The organism is Rhodanobacter sp. C05, assembly GCF_002001165.1.
In the GTDB taxonomy this organism is placed as follows: Bacteria; Pseudomonadota; Gammaproteobacteria; order Xanthomonadales; family Rhodanobacteraceae; genus Rhodanobacter.
Window position 1 is genome coordinate 61,911 of record NZ_MUNQ01000020.1, and the last position, 17,566, is coordinate 79,476.

11 protein-coding genes are annotated in these 17,566 nt (G+C 61.8%); 2 read left to right on the forward strand and 9 right to left on the reverse strand.

Going from position 1 to position 17,566, the window contains the following annotated elements:
• Window positions 1–103: 103 nt before the first annotated feature.
• The 9 genes from B0E51_RS16245 to B0E51_RS16285 all read right to left on the reverse strand — a co-directional run bounded on the left by B0E51_RS16245 (window position 104) and on the right by B0E51_RS16285 (window position 14,030).
• Complete coding sequence (locus B0E51_RS16245) at window positions 104–2,209, reverse strand: glycosyltransferase (protein WP_077445924.1); 2,106 nt, start codon at window positions 2,207–2,209, stop codon at window positions 104–106.
• Window positions 2,210–2,285: 76 nt separating this feature from the next.
• Window positions 2,286–3,422 (reverse strand): UDP-N-acetylglucosamine 2-epimerase (non-hydrolyzing), encoded by a 1,137-nt coding sequence (gene wecB, locus B0E51_RS16250; RefSeq protein WP_077445925.1) that lies wholly within the window; start codon window positions 3,420–3,422, stop codon window positions 2,286–2,288.
• 58 nt (window positions 3,423–3,480) lie between these two features.
• Complete coding sequence (locus B0E51_RS16255) at window positions 3,481–4,467, reverse strand: glycosyltransferase family 2 protein (RefSeq protein WP_077445926.1); 987 nt, start codon at window positions 4,465–4,467, stop codon at window positions 3,481–3,483.
• Between the two features lie 2 nt (window positions 4,468–4,469).
• Window positions 4,470–4,853, reverse strand: coding sequence for a GtrA family protein (locus B0E51_RS16260; RefSeq protein ID WP_077446074.1), 384 nt, complete (start codon window positions 4,851–4,853; stop codon window positions 4,470–4,472).
• Window positions 4,850–7,234 carry a hypothetical protein gene (locus tag B0E51_RS16265; protein WP_143525963.1) on the reverse strand — a complete coding sequence of 795 codons (2,385 nt, stop codon included), beginning with the start codon at window positions 7,232–7,234 and terminating at the stop codon, window positions 4,850–4,852. The genes B0E51_RS16260 and B0E51_RS16265 overlap by 4 nt, the downstream gene beginning before the upstream one ends.
• 169 nt (window positions 7,235–7,403) lie before the next feature.
• Window positions 7,404–10,601: a glycosyltransferase gene (locus B0E51_RS16270; protein ID WP_077445929.1), complete on the reverse strand. Its 3,198-nt coding sequence runs from the start codon at window positions 10,599–10,601 to the stop codon at window positions 7,404–7,406.
• A 58-nt stretch (window positions 10,602–10,659) separates the two neighbouring features.
• A complete protein-coding gene (locus B0E51_RS16275) occupies window positions 10,660–12,015 on the reverse strand; it encodes an ABC transporter ATP-binding protein (RefSeq protein WP_168172663.1) in 1,356 nt (451 codons plus the stop codon).
• The gene (locus tag B0E51_RS16280) at window positions 12,005–12,823 is read right to left on the reverse strand and encodes an ABC transporter permease (RefSeq protein ID WP_077445932.1); all 819 of its coding nucleotides are present in this window, start codon (window positions 12,821–12,823) and stop codon (window positions 12,005–12,007) included. The genes B0E51_RS16275 and B0E51_RS16280 overlap by 11 nt, the downstream gene beginning before the upstream one ends.
• Window positions 12,824–12,863: 40 nt before the next feature.
• Window positions 12,864–14,030, reverse strand: coding sequence for a PLP-dependent aspartate aminotransferase family protein (locus tag B0E51_RS16285; protein WP_077445933.1), 1,167 nt, complete (start codon window positions 14,028–14,030; stop codon window positions 12,864–12,866).
• Between the two features lie 231 nt (window positions 14,031–14,261).
• Between B0E51_RS16285 and B0E51_RS16290 the strand changes: the two genes are divergently transcribed.
• Entirely contained in the window at window positions 14,262–16,673 is a 2,412-nt protein-coding gene (locus tag B0E51_RS16290) for a CmcI family methyltransferase (RefSeq protein WP_077445934.1), read from the forward strand.
• Window positions 16,670–17,560 (forward strand): class I SAM-dependent methyltransferase, encoded by an 891-nt coding sequence (locus B0E51_RS16295; RefSeq protein WP_077445936.1) that lies wholly within the window; start codon window positions 16,670–16,672, stop codon window positions 17,558–17,560. Before B0E51_RS16290 ends, B0E51_RS16295 begins: the two co-directional genes overlap by 4 nt.
• Window positions 17,561–17,566: the final 6 nt, after the last annotated feature.

Genomic DNA, 17,566 nt, shown 5'->3' on the forward strand with positions numbered 1-17,566 from the left:
TTGCGTCAAGGTTGCATTGGTATGACATCGCGACGATGCGGTCAAGTTGCAGATTGCCCTGATTTCCGCAACAGGCAGAGCGAAAGCGCAGGCGGTAACCCGCTCAGCAGTGCGTCATGGGCAGTGCATGCAGCACCGACTTCGCGGCCAGAATGCGCTCCAGTGTCACGCGCGCCGCTTCCACCGAAAAATGCAGGCGGACGTTTTCAAGGCCATGGTCCGAGAGCGTCAGCCAAAGCTGCTCGTTGATGTACAGCTCGGCAATGGCATCCACGAACGCATCGCTGTCGTCGGCAATCATCGCATCCCGCCGATTGGCCAGGGCCATGCCTTCCGCACCGATCGATGTAGTCACCACCGGCACACCATGGCTCATCGCCATATTGATCTTGCCCTTTACACCGGCGCCGTAGCGCAATGGCGCCAGAGCCAGTTTCACGCTGCGCAGCACCGGCTCAAGATCGGCGACAAACCCATGGACAAGCACATCCCCGCTGGCAAAACCGGCCAACGCCTCGGTTCCCGCGTAGCCGACAATGTGCAGGCTCACTCCAGCCAACCGTGCCCGTAGTCGCGGCATGATCTCCTCGACCAGCCAGCGAACCGCATCAACATTCGGTTCATGTTCGAAATTGCCCAGGAACAGCATGCCTTCCCGTGCGGCAAAAGGTGACTGCCGACCATGCACTGGATGGACATTGGAAAGAACCTGCACTTCGGCCGCTGGAACCAGCTCGCGTAACAGAGTGCGCTCATACTCGCTTACCACAAGGGTCAGATCAGCCTGGCGTATAAGCTCAAGTTCGCTCCGGCGAAGCTCCTCGGCCCAGGCGGCTTCGGCGCTGTTGCCGTGCATGGCGGCACCGCGCGCGATTCGCAGAAAATGCAGATCGACAGTATCGAAAATCACTGCAGCCTGTGCCGCGTACCGGCGTGTCAGCCGCAAGGCACTCAGTGCTACTGGCAAACGAGACAGCACGATCAGATCGAGGCTGGTTCCGTAGGCATACCACCAGCTCAGGGCTTGCGCACGCGAGGGCGCCACGATGAGCTCGATGCCATGCTGTTCGAGCATGCGTGCATCGTCATCGCGGTCCGCTGCAGCTGTCGCCCAGAACTGCACATGACAACCAAGTTCCCGCAGCAACACCAACATGTTGAACATGCGCAGCGAGCCAGAATCATGGTTCACGCGCGGATAATCCGCGTCGACCACCAGCACGCGCTGACCGCGGCGATGAGTGGCACAGCGCGCCGGCGACAGCGCGAAATCCTGTGACAGAGGTTGGTTCACCAATGCATGGTGCTGCTTGACTACAAATTTTTCACGATTGATCCGCTGAAACTTTTTGATCCCAGTGGAAGTATCCGTACCGGCTGTCTTGCCCTCGAAATGCACTACTTCGGCGCGCGGCTGATAGATCACCGAATAACCCGCTGCACGCACCGAGAAGGCTAGATCGGTATCTTCGTAGTAGGCCGGTGCATAGCGAAGGTCGAACCCCCCGACTGTGCGGAACAGCTCAGTCGGCAGCGCAATGCACGCGCCAGAGCAATAGTCCACCTCACGCACGAAATTGTAGCGGGGATCCTGCGGGCTGCCGCCACGACCGTAGTTGCAGGCGTTGCCATCGGCGAACACGATGCCTCCGGCCTCCTGCAAGCTGCCATCCGGATAGATCAGCTTGGCGCCCACCAACCCGCAACCAGGGTACTGCTCAAAAGTGCCAATCAAGGCATCGAGCCAGCCCGTCGTTACTTCAGTGTCGTTGTTCAGAAACACCAGATACCGACCACGCGCAATGCGAGCACCGGCATTGCAGGCGCTGACGAATCCGCCGTTCTCCGCCATGCGCTGAATCCGCACTTGCGGACAGTCCGCCAACCATTCTGCAGAACCATCGGTCGAACCATCGTCGACGACAATCACCTCGAACGTATATGAAGTACCGACTTGCGCCAGCGCATGCAGACAATGCCTGGTTTGTTCCAGATGGTTGTAGACGGGTACCACGATACTGACCTGTGGAACATCCTCGAAACGGAACGCCGGGTGCGTTGCATCGGCCTGACGTCCGGCCCCAAACGATCCTGCGGCCTCTACGCCGTACGCAGGCATCCTTGCCGACGCAACAGCGACCTGGTCGTGCTGTCGGGCTCGCAACCGGGAGGCGACAAGCCGCGCGGTGTCCACGGAGAAATTCAGCATGCGCCGGGCACGTGACCATGCACGTCGCCACCGACCTTGTCGCGTAGGCAAGTTCACCCGCACAGGTACCACGGACTCACGACTCACCCATCACGGATGATGCATCCTGACAGAGCGCCGCACGCAAGACATCAACGATGCGTTGCGAAGCCTTGCCGTCGCCATAGGGCGAGATACCACGCGCCATCTGGCGATAGGCCCTGGGATCGTCCAGCAGACGCGAAGCTTCCTCGACAATGCGCTCCTCGTCAGTGCCGACCAGACGCACGACACCCTCATCCACCGCTTCCGGCCGCTCCGTTTCCGAACGCATCACCAGCACGGGCTTGCCGAGCGCCGGTGCTTCCTCCTGCACGCCACCGGAATCGGTAAGGATCAGGCAAGCGCGTTTCTGCGCCTCCACGAACGGCGCGTAGTCCAGCGGACTGCACAAGCGGATACGCGGATGCCCATCCAGCAGCTCATGCGCTACGGCACTGATGTTGGGATTGGGGTGCACCGGATAGAGCACTTCGACATCGGGATGGCGATCGACCAGCGTACGGATGGCCCGGCACACTGCACGAAACGGCTCACCGAAATTCTCGCGCCGATGCGCCGTTACCAGTATCAGCCGACGATCCGGATCCAGCGGAATATCCAGCGGCCAGTCGGTGGCCGCCACCTCGAGCAAGGCATCAATCACCGTGTTGCCGGTGACATGAATTGCCGCATCGGCGATACCTTCTCGCAACAGGTTCTGGCGCGAGCGTTCGGTCGGCACGAAATGCCATCTGGCCAGGTGGCCCGCGACCAGTCGGTTCATCTCCTCCGGGAACGGGTTGTCCAGATCATGCGTGCGCAGGCCCGCTTCGACATGCCCGAACGGAATACGGCGATAGAACGCGACCAGCGCCGCCGTCATCACCGTGGTGGTATCGCCCTGCGCCAGCACCACATCCGGTGACAGCTCGACAAACTTTTCATCCAGCGCCGTGATCAGCCGCGCAGTCAACTCGGGCAATGCCTGGTTGGCGCGCATGATGTCCAGATCCACATCGGGCCTGATATCGAACAGAGACAGCACCTGGTCTAGCAGCCCGCGATGTTGAGCCGTAGCCAAAACAGTTACACGCGCCCAGGACTCGCGCTTCAATGCCTTGATCAGCGGCGCCATCTTGATGCCCTCGGGACGGGTGCCGACAATGCAGAGAATATGTTTTGGCTGACTCATGAAGATCCGGGGCCTTGCTGGGCTGACTGCTTTCGTTCTCGTGACCAATGCCAGACTGCTACTTTCCGCGGAGGCGATCATCGAGCGCGGGATGCACCGGATACCGGGGTTCCGCGGCAACATCGAAGTTCAGCCAAGACAGCAGAAACTGGGTTCCGAGGATGATCGGCAGCGCGGCCAGCATGACTGTACCCGCTGTTGCAGGTGCGTGCCTGACTACCGAACCCCACCAGTGCCAGGCACCGAACACAAGGCCAAACAGAAGGAGCGGGAAACCGATGAGAAGTTCCATCGAGGCCGCGGAAAACCCCCGCAGGAAATAGCTGTATATCAATCTGCGACAGAAATTCCGGATGTTCCCGCGAAGGAAAGGCACGACCATCCGCATTGGCCGCAGACTCGACGGCTCGTCGGCATAGGAGGCACTCATTGGCATTTCGGCCACTACTGCGCGCAACTGGTTCAGATGATAAAGCAGGTCCGATTCGAAGAAATACCGCTTGGCGATGCGCTCGAAATTCAATTCGGTCAGCAAGGAGCGATGAATCGCCGTGAATCCGTTGGTGGGATCAAAAAGCTGCCAGTAGCCGGATGAAAGCTTGGTCAGAAATGAGAGCACGCCATTGCCCAACAGGCGCACCGTAGGCATGCCCGACACGTCGGCCACGCGATAAAACCGATTGCCCTTGACGTAATCAGCTCGGCCTTGCAGCAACGGATTGGCCAGCCTCGAAATCAGGGCAGGATCCATCTGCCCGTCACCATCAAGCTTCACCACGGCTTCAGCCGGCAAGCTTTGCGCAGCGAGGTAACCGGTCATCACGGCACCGCCCACACCGAGATTCTGCGGGTGGCGCAGAACCGTTACCCGCGGATCACAGCAACGCTGCTCGACAACATCGCCCGTGTGTTCAGGGCATGCGTCATCGACGACAAGGATCCAGCCCACCTCGGGACCGATCCGTTCGATGACTCCCAGAATCTGGGCACTCACCCGAAAACACGGAATAACCACCGCGATGCGCGGATTCGATGTCGTATTCATGATCAACGATAAACCCAGTGACGGGAGATGACGAAACTCACAACAGCTAGCGCTGCTTCGACCATCGGCTTGCCTAGCCATGCCATATGCAAGCTGAGATGTGTCGCCGCTTCGCTCACCAGATATGTACTCAACAAGGTCATCACCAGCCAGAGCAACACGAAACGGCCGAAGCGATGCATGCCCAGACGGGCCGAACCGGCCGAACCGAAGGTGATGTGACCGTTCGCCACAAAGCCAAGCAATGCGCCGACAACCCGGCCGGCCACATTCGCGATCGGTGTATCCACTCCTGATGCACTCAAGAGTACGAAAACACCCCAATCGACCAGTACCAGGCAGCCGCCGATGAACAGAAAACTGGTTCCCTGTCGCAAGATGCTCATGGTCTCGCCTTCCGTGCTGCCAGCCTTGCCCTGTTCCACATCTTCATCGTGCCAACCGGATCACCACGCAAGCGCAGAGCCAGATCGCGATCAGCTGCAAGATCCGGGCGAAACGCCGCCGTTGCTGCAGTCAACTGCAACTGAAGATCAATCGGCTGTGAAGGAGTGGCATTCACGGTGAAACCGGTGACCTTCGACAACAACGGCACTTCCAGTGATGCTTCCGCTTTTCCGGTCTGCAGGCATCTGGCCCATTCAGACCGCTGCCAGCGTTGTCCATCCGCTTCCGTGACGTTCCAGCTGATGACAATGGGGACATTTGCTGCCTTGCATCGGAGCTCGAGATCCGCACTGACCACGGTCGCGCCTGGTGGTGTCGACGAGCTATCGAATTTCACGACAACGGCATGCGCCGGAGCAGGCACTTCAATGCCTGCCGCGCCCGAATGCAGCGCCCAAAGTTCCAGGTCGCCCAGTTCGTAGACACGGGCGCCTTGTGCGTTGCCGATGGCTTCATCGAGCGCCTGCGTATGCCCGGCCTTGTTAACCACAAGCAGGTTTGCTCCCGCGTGCTTGAACAGTCCAGACCAGCGTTCTCCACTGGAATCACTGTCCGCGCCGGCAGCCAAAGCCGAGAGCTCCTGGTCATACCAATTGATGACAAAAGCGTTCCCTGCCAGCTCGGCAGCAAAAGGGTTATGGCCATCGATGATCAGCGTGCGTGCCTGTGCACCGTAGCGATCACGGATAAATGCCGCCAGACGACGGATCGGGGCATACGTGTCGGTCGTCGACGCGCGCCCTTGCACCAGCACGTTCCGCAGGACTCCCTGCCGCAACTGCCAGTCGCCGTTGGCGACAAAGAGCAGGTTCCCCAGCACCAACGTCACCAGCATCAAGGCAAGAACACGCGCCTGGCGCCTGTATTGATCTGCGGCAGGCAGACCACCGAGCATCGCCGGTACCAGCAGCACCATCGCCGGATGGGCGTATCGAAGATATTGAATCTGAGTCAGCGGCAACAGGAACGCCAGGCTCGCCATCAGCGCCAGCGGCCGCACATTGCGCCGCGTCATGGCGAGCAGCAGCCCACCGAGCAGTGCAAGCAAGGTGAATCCACCGGCGCCATCCCATCCCTCGACGAACCGGGATGTGTGGAAAGTCAGATCCCACGGAATGCTCCAGTGAAAACCCGTATCCCAAGTTGTGTCGTGAAAATTCGAGAGTGCGTAATACGGTGAATGAAAGAATCCGTTGAATATCGGCAGCACCGGATTCCCGGTCAGCAGATATGCATAGAAATAGCTGGATCCGCCGACGAAAATCACAAGTACGACGGCCGACGGCAGGGTTCGCCAAGGCAGCTTCGTGCGCCATTGCCAGAGCAGCCACAAGCCTAGTGCCCCGGCCACCATCAGATTGCTCACCTTCAACCCGAGCAACAAGCCCACCAGCAACGCCACCAGCAGCAGCTCTCTGCGACTGGGAGTCACGGTCCGCTGGATCAGAAGAGCCATGCCAACCGCTGCTGCCGTGGTGGCTCCTTCCGTCTGCATCCCCGTGAGTGTGCCGGCCGTCATGGGCATGCTGGCGCAGATGGCGACCGCCAACCAACGCATGCGCGGACTGAGCTGCAGTGCCTCGCAGAGCTTCCACATCATTGCCACGATGAGAATCAACCACAGTACGTCGACCGGACCTCGCGATTCACCCCCCGCGACCACCTGGGCCATGCCTTGCAGCACGTCGCCAGCCCAGGCCGAAACCGCCCATACCCGCGACCCGGCATCCATCCGGTAATAACCCAGCGTCTCGAGCTGATACGGCAAGCCGAGGTGGTAGGCCAGATCGTCGTAGTGAATCGTCGGCACCCAGGCGCAGGTCGAGATCATACCCAATACCAAGACCGCGAGCAGGGCCGCCCAAGGCGAGCTGGCCACAGCGTCCGTCCAGGAACGCGACAGCGGCGCAACCATGTCCAATACCGCCCGCCAGCGCAAGATGATGATGGCCAGCAGAGCCAGGGTGTATACCGCACGACTGTGAATCGGGAATGGCAACAACCAGCCAGCGATGCCGCAGAGCAATGCCAATCCAGCCAGAACCGACAGCGGCACGCGTGCATCCCAGCCTTTCGGCACCAGCACACTTCCGATTGCCAGCGCGGCCACGGCGATCAGCAGCACCGACGCAAACGGCGAGATCCCGGCAAAATAAACCAGTGCCCCCAGCCAGACTGCCGCCGCAGAGGTCGCCGCCTGACAATGAAACAGGCGACCGAGCCCGTACGCCAGAATTAGCGATACGAGCGAGAGTCCCGCCAGCAACGCCACCGGGCTCCAGGGGATCTGCCTCCACATGGCGTTGCCGATGAAACCCATGGCGACCAGCAGGAAGCCCGCAGCGAACAGAACCCATGGGGCCATGCGAACACGTGTCAACACTCATGCACTCCCAGGTAGATCAAATGGCCAGGACATCGGGCCAGCATCGGTGGCCCTGGCTCGGGCGTTCGCAGCCCGGCCAGTCATCTGGCATGCGTTGCCGAATTCACGCATCGCGATACTTGTGCGGAGTCCATGCCCCCCATTTCGCCTCGTAAATGGCCTTGTTCTGCTCGAACAGCGCCTGTCGCGTTTCCTGCTTGAGCTTGTTGAACGACGCCGACAGATTGTGGTGCACGAACACATCGTCAGCACACGCAATCGTCCAGCCAGCCTGCTCCACCCGTCGACAATAGTCGTCGTCCTCGAAGAAACCGATGCCGAAGGCCTCGTCCAGGCCGCCCACTTTCTCATACACCTCACGGCGCAACATCACGCAGAAGAAGGCGGCCGTACGGAGCTGGGTCAGCTGTCCCGCATGCCGGCTGGTGTAGTCACCGGCAGCCTGCAGCATGTCGTCCATGTTGTCGTAGCGGATCTCGATGCGCGCCTCGTTGCCGATGTTGTTGGTTACCGGGCCGAGCATGCCGAGCTTTTCGGAGTGGCGCAGATGCCCGACCAGGGTGGCGATCCAGCCCGGCGTGACATAAGTGTCGTTGTTGAGCATCACGAGGTAGTCGCCGCTCGCCAGCGCCAAGCCCTGATTGTTCGCCGCGGCAAAACCCCGGTTGTCTGCATTCAGCACGATATGGCGATCACGGCCCTCCTGCGCCCACAATCGGAGATAGTCTGGAGTGTCGTCGGCCGAAGCATTGTCGATCACGATCACTTCAAGATTGGCATAGTCGCTGTATTGCTCGAGGCTGTGCAGGCATGCCTTGGTGAGATCCAGGTTGTTGTAGGTCACCACCACCACGCTGACACGCGGTTCGGACAACTCCTCGATGCCCCGCACCAAGTCCTGCACCCGGTGCGCCCAGGTCTGTTCGGCGGCAAACTGGCGACGGCGTGCAACCTGATCGGCATCGGGTGGGGCCTGCAGCGCCTCATCCACGGCGGCAAGGAATGTCGCATGGTCGATGCCGGTGCGCACGAGATCGCCGAACTGACGGATCTCCGGCAACGCAATCGACACCACCTCCTTGCCTGCACTCAGGTATTCGTAGACCTTGACCGGATTGGTCGCCAAGGTCAGCGGAATGACCTGGAACGGCAGCAGGCAGACATCAAAACCTTCGAGGTAGTAAGGCAGGTCGGCATACGGTACCTCGCCGGCAAATTCCACATTGTCCAGCGCGTGCAGACGCTGCCGTGCTGCACAGGTATCGGCACCGACCAGCAACACCAGGCAATCGCTGAAGCGATGGGCAACCTTCTCCAGCAGATCCAGATCGAACCATTCGGCAATCGCACCGTAGTAGCCGATCACCTTGCGGCCGTGCGTGTCCTTGAACACGCGTGCAGGGGGTGTCGCGAAATGCTCATACTGGCAGGCGTTGCGTATCATCATCCGGTGCGTGTTGTATTTGCCTGCTTCTGCATGCAACCAGTCGGAAGTCACCACCAGCAGGTCGGCATCGCGCATCAGTTCGTGCTCGCGCGCCAGCACCTCTTCCGAATTGTCGGCGAAGCCGCCGTGGTGATCCATGCAGTCGTAGACAATCCGCTGGCTCGGCAATATCTGCGCCGTTTCCAGCCAATAGGGATGCTGGATCAACGAAGCACAGGCGCGACTGCGCGTCCATGCCAGCAGCATGCCGATTCCCCCGCGCAACTGCGCCTGCGCTGCAGCATCGGGAGAGGCGTGATAGATCGCCGGACTGTCCTGCACATGCAGGTGGATCTGGAATAACCGCCCCGTGTTGTCCAGCGGCTCGACGCTGAAGCCGGGCTCTGGGTGATCGATGAAATGGTTCGACATGTAAAACACGCGGTGACCCGCTGCGCCCAGTTCACGCGCAAGGTGCTGCGGGCGCTGGATGCGGAAGTGCCAATCGATCACGGCCCATACGAAGAAGTCGCGCAGCATGCCGGAAGGTGGTGCCAGCCGGATATTCGCCAAGGGGGGAGCCACCATTCCAACCTGTGCTGCTCCCGATGCTGCGGGAACCGGTGGCCTGCGCAGCAGCCGGCGCCGGTCTTCCACGCTGAGTCCACGATGCTGGATCGTGCGTGTCACGAATCGCAGCAACCGGGTCCAGCGCCACGAACGGCTGGACTTGATCAGTTCCAGCTCGTTCCGGGCCAACTCCAGTACATGGATGCGTGCATCACGCTTGACGATTTCACCGCGCGCCGCGATCAGCTGCGCCTGCAGGCTTTCGGCATGCTGCGTGGTCACCCGCATGGCATCATGAGTCAATGACACCTGCTGTTGCATCCGCCTGATTTCGTCACCCGCCTGCTGCTGCAAGCGCGCCAGTTCAGCCTTGCTGGAGACATCCGCTGCTGCGGCAAGCTCTCTGGTCCGCGCCAGTTCGGCCTTGGCCATACCACGTTCGTACGTCCACGTGGATGCCATCACATGGGTAACCAGATCCGCCGATGACCCGATGCGGATGTCATAGATTTCGTTCCATGGAATCGGCTGGTAGCCGATGACTTCCAGCGATTGGCGATCCAGCAGCGCGACAACGGCCGAGTCAAACCGTCCAACCTCGCCGGCTGCGAGATTTCTGCTCCGGCTGATGCCGACGTAGACGGTGTCTTTGCCGACGGCAAGCCCTCGCGTATATCCCGGCAGCGCGATTCGCTGTTCGAGCCGGAAGTCCCTGTCGTAAATGTGCAGCATGCAGTCCTCGGAACTGCACAGCCACAGCTGCTCACCCACCACAACCAGCGAGTGCGGCTGCGACAGTCCCTCGATCAACATAGCGCCAGTCCGTACATCGACTACCTTGCCAGCCTGCCGGGTCTCGCCTTTGTAACCTCGATGAATGGTGAATGCCCCGAACATCGATGCGACAAGACGCCCGTTATGCATGGCAATGCAATTGACGTGAACACAATCCGGCTCTTCACCAAAGCTCCAGCTTTCCTGCACGCGGAAGGCATCATCGAGGCGCGCGACCTGATTGGTCTCGGTGAACACCGCATAGATGCCCGTCGCATCGACCAGCACATCATGCAGATCCAGCGGGTTCGTCGCGACCGGGATCGTCTCGAGCTGCCCTTGCCGGACTTCGTGCAGCAGGGGGCTGCCCGCCGTCTGCACGCACCACAGCAGACCATCGGCGGTCGGCGACAGTCCCGTAATGTCCTCATGCAACAGGGGCATCAGCAGATCGCGATGCGCATACAACAATCCACCGTCATTGGGTGCCGAGACGAACAGCGGATCCTGGATATTCAGTGTGGTACGCAAAGTGAAGTCCCTTCGGGCAGAATCGTGTCCGTGGCGCAGTGACGAATGGATGGTGCGGTTAACCGACACTCCCCACACTGGCCACGGTTTCAACGTCGAACTTTGCCTGCAGATTGGCAATACCCTGGGCTGCCCCGGTATCACCCAATATGGCGAGCACCATGACGTCCGCGCGCCGGTCGATGGCGACAGTGTCCTGTCCGAGCTCGTCGAACTGCGAGATGCCGAACATCAGCAGATACTGTTTGGGAATGAGGTGCGCATTGAATTTCCAGCGCACCACCACAACGCTGCCTTCCTCGTAATGGAATGCTTCGCCGCTTTCCATGAACGTGTTGGTGCTGTACACCAGCTCGCCTTCCGGCGTACGGATCTGCATGCCGAAGATCACCCGGCCCAACGGCAGCTTGAACACGTACTTGACCAGAATTTCCGCCGGCTGGCCCGGAAACAACATCGGCACACCCGACTGCCCCACGACATGCAGGTCTGCCACCAGCGCCTTGCCATTGCCCACACGGATTTCGTCACGGTTGTAGCCGCTGCGCTGGGACAACACGTCCGCACCGCCCGAGGCGAGCAGCGTGGCAACCGCCTCGTCTGCCGTTTCGCCCAGCACCTTGATGGCAGCTGCCTGGCCTACGGGTTCCGCCACGTGCGACCCGAAAATCAGCTGCAGATAGTCGGAGATGGCGCCGCGCACCGGCCCGTCGTATATCTTGTTGCCGGCATTGATCACCACGCCACGGCTGCACATGCGTTCCACCGCATCGGTGGAATGAGTGACCAGCAGCAGCGTGCTGCCAGCCTCCTGCAACTCTTGAATGCGCCGATGGCATTTGCGCTGGAAATACGCGTCGCCCACTGCGAGCGCCTCATCCACCACCAGCACATCGGGTTCGACCGCCACCGCCACGGCAAACGCCAGCCGCACGAACATGCCGCTGGAGTAGGTCTTGACCGGCTGATTCACGAAGTCGCCGATCTCTGCGAAGGCGAGGATCGAATCGAGCTTGGCATCGACCTGGGTGCGGCCCATGCCGAGCAGGCCGGCTTTCAGGTAGACGTTTTCCAGTCCGGTGAATTCCGGATTGAAGCCCGCACCAAGCTCGAGCAGGCCGGCCACCCGTGCGTTGACCTCGATCTCGCCGGTGGTCGGTTCGATCAGTCCGCAGATCATCTGCAGCAAGGTGGACTTGCCCGAGCCGTTCTTGCCGATGATGCCGATCGTCTCGCCCGGCCACACTTCCAGATCGAAATCACGCAGCGCCCAGAATTCCTTGGCGTAGGTTCTCCGACCCAGCATCTGCAGCAGGCGGTGATGCGGCTTGGCATAGCCCAGATAGCGCTTGCCGATGCCCTTGGCCCGGATCAGTGGACCTGTACGGCCTGCCCGGATGATTTCAGAGGACATCGATGAATCCTGCACGGGTACGCTGGAACCAGGCATAGGTCAGCCAGCAGGCCAGCAACGCACCTGCCGTATAGAGTGCAAGTCCCGACCAGTCCGGCAGGTGCCCCCACAGCAGCACCTCGCGCGCCTGCACGATCAGGAACGTCAGCGGATTGAAGTGCATGACCGCCTGCATCTTCGGCGACAGATGATCCATGGGGAAAAACACCGGCGCCGTATAAAGCAGGGCAATAACGATCAGGCTGGTCATCTGCCCCACGTCACGCACGTAGACGCCAAGCGACGCGAGCAGCCATCCCGCCGCGGTGGCAATCAGTATCAGCGGCAGGAACACCACCGGAAACAGCAGGAAGGTCACCGCGATATGCCCGTTGAATATCAGCGAGAACGCAGCAAGGATTACGAGGCTTGCCAACGCGTGATACATCGACGTGAGACTGGAAACCCACGGCAGGATTTCAAGCGGGAAGATCACCTTGGTGACGTAGTTTGCGTTGTCCGTCACCAGCTGACTGCCACGCGTGATGCATTCGCCGAACATCGCATGCACGATCAGGCCGGCAAACAGCGCCGTGGCGTACTGGCCCTTGCCGGTATCCGTCGTACCCCAGCGGGCGTGGAAGATCTCCGTGAAGAACAGGGTATAGATTCCGAGCATGAACAGCGGGCTGATGTACGACCAGGCCAGCCCGAACAGCGAGCCTTTGTAACGCCCGATGACGTCCTTCCGCGTCAGCTGCAGGATCAGCTCGCGATGCTTCCAAGTACTGCGCACGAGCGCGGCCGGAGAGATGGCATGCCTCGACATCAAACGTACCTGTAACCCGATACCAGCAGTAGCCACCGCATCACGCCAGCGCCCGGCTCAGCTCGTCTTGCAGATCCTGCACGTCTTCCACTCCGACCGACAGCCGGATCAGCCCGTCGCTGATGCCCAGCCGCTTGCGGTTGGCCGCCGGCACCGAGGCATGGGTCATGATCGCCGGGTGCTCGATCAGGCTTTCGACGCCACCCAGCGATTCGGCCAGCGCAAACAACTCGCAACGCTCCAGCATGCGGCGTGCCTTCTTCAGGCCACCCTTCACCTCGATCGTGATGATGCCGCCGAAGCCGTGCATCTGACGCTTGGCCAGCGCGTGCTGCGGATGGCTCTTCAGGCCCGGGTAGATCACCCGCTCGACCGCCGGATGCTTTTCCAGCCATTTCGCCAGGACCAGTGCGCTTTCGCAATGCGCCTTCATGCGCAGATGCAACGTCTTCAGGCCGCGCATGGCGAGGAACGCATCGAACGGGCCGGCCACCGCGCCCACCGAGTTCTGCAGGAAGCCCATCTGCTCGGCCATGGCCTTGCTGCCGGCAACCACGATGCCACCCACCATGTCCGAGTGGCCATTGAGATACTTGGTGGCCGAATGCAGTACCAGGTCCGCGCCATATTCCAGCGGTCGCTGCAGCATCGGCGAGCAGAACGTGTTGTCCACCACCAGGATCAGGCCATGCTTCTTCGCAAAGGCGGCGATCTTGGCCAGATCGACCAGTTTCAGCATCGGATTGGTCGGCGTCTCGGCCCAGATCATCCGTGTATTGGGCTTCAAGGCCGCCTTCAATGCGCTGCTGTCATTGAGGTCGATGAAGCTGAAGTCCAGCCCGGCCGAACGTCGGCGCACGCGCTCGAACAGTCGGTAGCTGCCACCGTAAAGGTCGTCCATCGCGATCACATGGCTGCCCGAATCGAGCATGTCCAGCACCGTCGCCGCCGCGGCCAGGCCAGAAGCGAACGCAAAACCGGCTACGCCACCTTCCAGATCGGCCACGCAGCGCTCATAAGCCATGCGGGTCGGATTCTGCGTGCGCGAGTACTCGTAGCCCTTGTGCTTGCCCGGACTCTCCTGCACATAGGTCGAAGTCGCGTAGATCGGCGTCATGATCGCGCCGGTGCTGGGATCCGGATGCTGCCCGGCATGGATGGCGCGGGTGCCGAGGCCGAATACTTCAGGCTTGCTGCGGTTTTTCATGGGGTAAGGGCATCCCGATCCGGAGTGGTTGAAGCAAAGTGCGTATCTTACCCGGCGCACTCGCTTCACCTGAACCGACGCCCCGGCATCCGTTCATCTAGCGAACGACATCACGCCTGGCCATACCCGCCCGTATTGCGCATCGTGTCCGGAAACGCGATCTTTAGCAGCATGCCCGCAGCCCGCGGCATTCCGGCAGACCGGCTCGGACCCCAGCGAGATTTCAAGTAAATGAGCGATTCCCTGAATGACTCCGCGCCCTCAAGCAGGCTTGAAGGCGTGGTGGACGGCCTGAACGGCCATGTGTTGCGGGGATGGGCCTGCAGTCATGACGAAACGCAGCCGCACTTGCGCATCGAGGTGCATGCCGGTGGCGTCATGCTCGGCCACGGCATGGCAACGATGTTCCGTGCCGATCTGGCCAGGGCCGGCAAGGGCGACGGACATTGTGCCTTTGCCATCGGACTCGACCCGCTCCCACCTCCCGGAGCCGCACTTGTCGTCACCGCTGTTGGCATCGATGGCAACCGGTACACGGTCGGCAGTCCCCATGTCATGTCCGCCCTCGACCCAACCATTCCCGACGCAAGCGGCACCGATGTGCTGCCACTGCCGATAGGCAGTGCACGCCTGCAGGGCTCGCTCGATCAATGCGGCCCGGAACGCATGCACGGCTGGGTGCGCCGGCTGGACGACCAACAGGTTTCGCCGACCCTGTCGTTGCACGAGGGCGAGCGCGAATGGCTGCGCTTCGACGCCAACCAGTGGCGCGCCGATCTCTCCGAGTTGCATCAAGGCGATGGCTGCTGCGGCTTCGATGTCGCGCTGCCCGATGGACTTCGCGACGACGAATCGCACGAGCTGGAACTGCGCATCACCGACGACCATGGAACCATGCTGCGCATCCCGTTCCATGTCCTCCTGCCCTCCGCAGCGGCGAACCGCACGCCCGGAACGGCAGCGGCGCCGGCGCCGCTGCAGCGCGGTACCGACAGCAGCATCACGCTGACGGTGGTCGTGAATTTCTACAACATGCAGCGCGAGGCGGCACGCACACTGGCTTCGCTCGGCAGCAGCTACCAGCAGGGCCATGGTGACCTCGACTACGAAGTACTGTGCATCGACAACGGCTCCAATCCGCCGCTCGACGCGGAGTGGATCGCCAGTTTCGGCCCGCAGTTCCGCCTGATCCGCCCCAGCCGCCAGCTGGCCTCGCCTTGCGCAGCGCTCAACGAGGCCGCGCTGATGGCCCGCGGCAGGTATCTGGCAGTGATGATCGATGGTGCGCACGTGCTTTCGCCCGGTGTGTTCCGCGAGGCGACGCTGGCCTGGCAGGAACATCCCGACTCGGTGGTCACCCTGCGCCAGTGGTTTGTCGGCGGCGACCAGCGCTGGCTGACCCTGGTCGGCTACACGCGCGAACAAGAGGATCTGTTGTTCGAGCGTATCCGCTGGCCAGTCAACGGCTACGACCTGTTCCGCATCGGCTCCCCGATGAGCGACAACTCCGAACCGTGGTTCGACGGCATCACCGAGACCAACTGCCTGATGTTGCCGACGGCGCTCTACGATCGCATCGGTGGTTTCGACGAAGGCTTCGACCAGGCCGGCGGCGGGTTTGCCAATCTGGATCTGTGGCGCCGCGCCAGTGCCACCGCAACCGGCCCGCTGGTGGCGCTGGTGGGCGAGGCCAGCTTCCACCAGTTCCATGGCGGCACCACCACCAACGTCGACGACATCGAGAAGGATGTGCGCGTGCGCTCGTACGCAAATGCCTACCGCAGCTTGCGCGGCGAGAGTTTCGCGCGAGTGGAGCGCAACCATCTGAGCTTCCGCGGCCGGATGCCCTCGGAGTTCGCCACCGGCACGCGCCAGCGCACGCTGATGCCGATGCACCTGAGCATCACGGGACAGGTACGGCCCGGCCGCTTGTCCGCGCAGTTCGACGATGGCGCGCAGTCCTACCTGATGTCGGTCTACGCCGAATGTGGCCTGCACCGCGATGTACGCTGGCTGGGCCTGCCCACCGGCGTGGCGCCGGCCGATCTGGTCAGCCTCCAGGAAATCATCCACCAGATCCGGCCCGACGCGATCATCGCTGCGGGAACCGAGCGCGGGCTGGTCGGCTTCATCGACAGCACGCTGCAGGCCGTCGGCGTCGACGGTGCACGCGTCCTGCATCTGGCACGCGCTGAAGCCGCTGCGCCACACTCGGCCCGGGTCACGCCGCTGCATGCTGTGCCGGATGATCCGGCGGCCGTCGCGGCTGCGCGCGACTGGACCACCATCGCCGACATGGTGCTGGTGCTGCTCGACGTCGGCTGCATGGAGGATGTCTCGCTGGCGACGCTGCAGGCCTGGGGCAAGCTCGTTTCGCACCGCTCCTACCTGGTCTGCCTCGGCAGCGTGTACGGACAACCTTGGCTGGGCTATTCGAGCCGCCAGCATTTCAAGGCTATCCGCGAGTTCACCGCCGGCGACTCGCCTTTCGTCGTCGACCGCAGCCTGACCCGCCAGCTGATCAGCACCAGCCCCTACGGTTACCTGCGCAAAGTGGGCGGAGGCACCACCGCAGCCAGCTACGACGACACACTAGACAACTTCGCTCCGGATCAGCCGGCGCTTCTGGAGAATCCGCAATGAACCGCTTCTGGCCCCGCTACATCAGCCCATTGTTCGAACTCGTGCAGCCGCAGCGGATCATGGAGATCGGCGCCGAATTCGGCTGGAACACCCGCCACATCCTGGCTTATTGCCGCGCCCACGGTGCCCATGCCGACATCATCGACCCGGCGCCGCTGCCCAGCCTGATGCACGAACTGGCGCAATTCGGCCCCGCCGAATACCGCTTCCTGCCGCTGAAGAGCCTGGCCGCGATTCCGCAACTGGAAGCACCCGACCTGGTGCTGCTCGACGGCGACCACAACTGGGCCACCGTGTTCCACGAACTCAACCTGCTGCAGGCACGCGCGGAGAAGGCCGGCCAGGCACCGCCGATCGTGCTGTCGCATGACGTGGCGTGGCCCTATGCTCGCCGCGACATGTACTACAACCCGGACGACCTGGACGGTTGGCAGAAGCACTCGTACAGCTACAAGGGGATGCTGCAAGGCCAGTCCGAACTGGACGAGAAGGGCGTGAACGGCTGGCTGGCCAACGCGATGCACGAAGGTGGCCCACGCAACGGTGTGCTCACCGCGATCGAGGACTACATCGCCAGTGCCGGCATCGAGTTCACCTTCCGCAAGCTGCCCTTCTTCAACGGGCTGGGCATCCTGGTGCCCACGGCCCGAATGACGCCTGCGCTGCAGGCGCTGATCGACAGCTTCTTCGGCGCCGACAGCCTGCTTGCGGCCTGCGAGGCGCTGGAAGCGGACGGCATGGAACTGCGCGGCATGCTGAGCCAGACCGAGATCGGCCTGACCCGGCGCACCGAGGCACTGCAGCGCGCCCGCGAGATCATCGAAGCGCAGCGACAGCGCATCGCCGAGCTCGAGCATGTGCAGCGCACGCCGGCGAACGGCGGCTGACTGGCA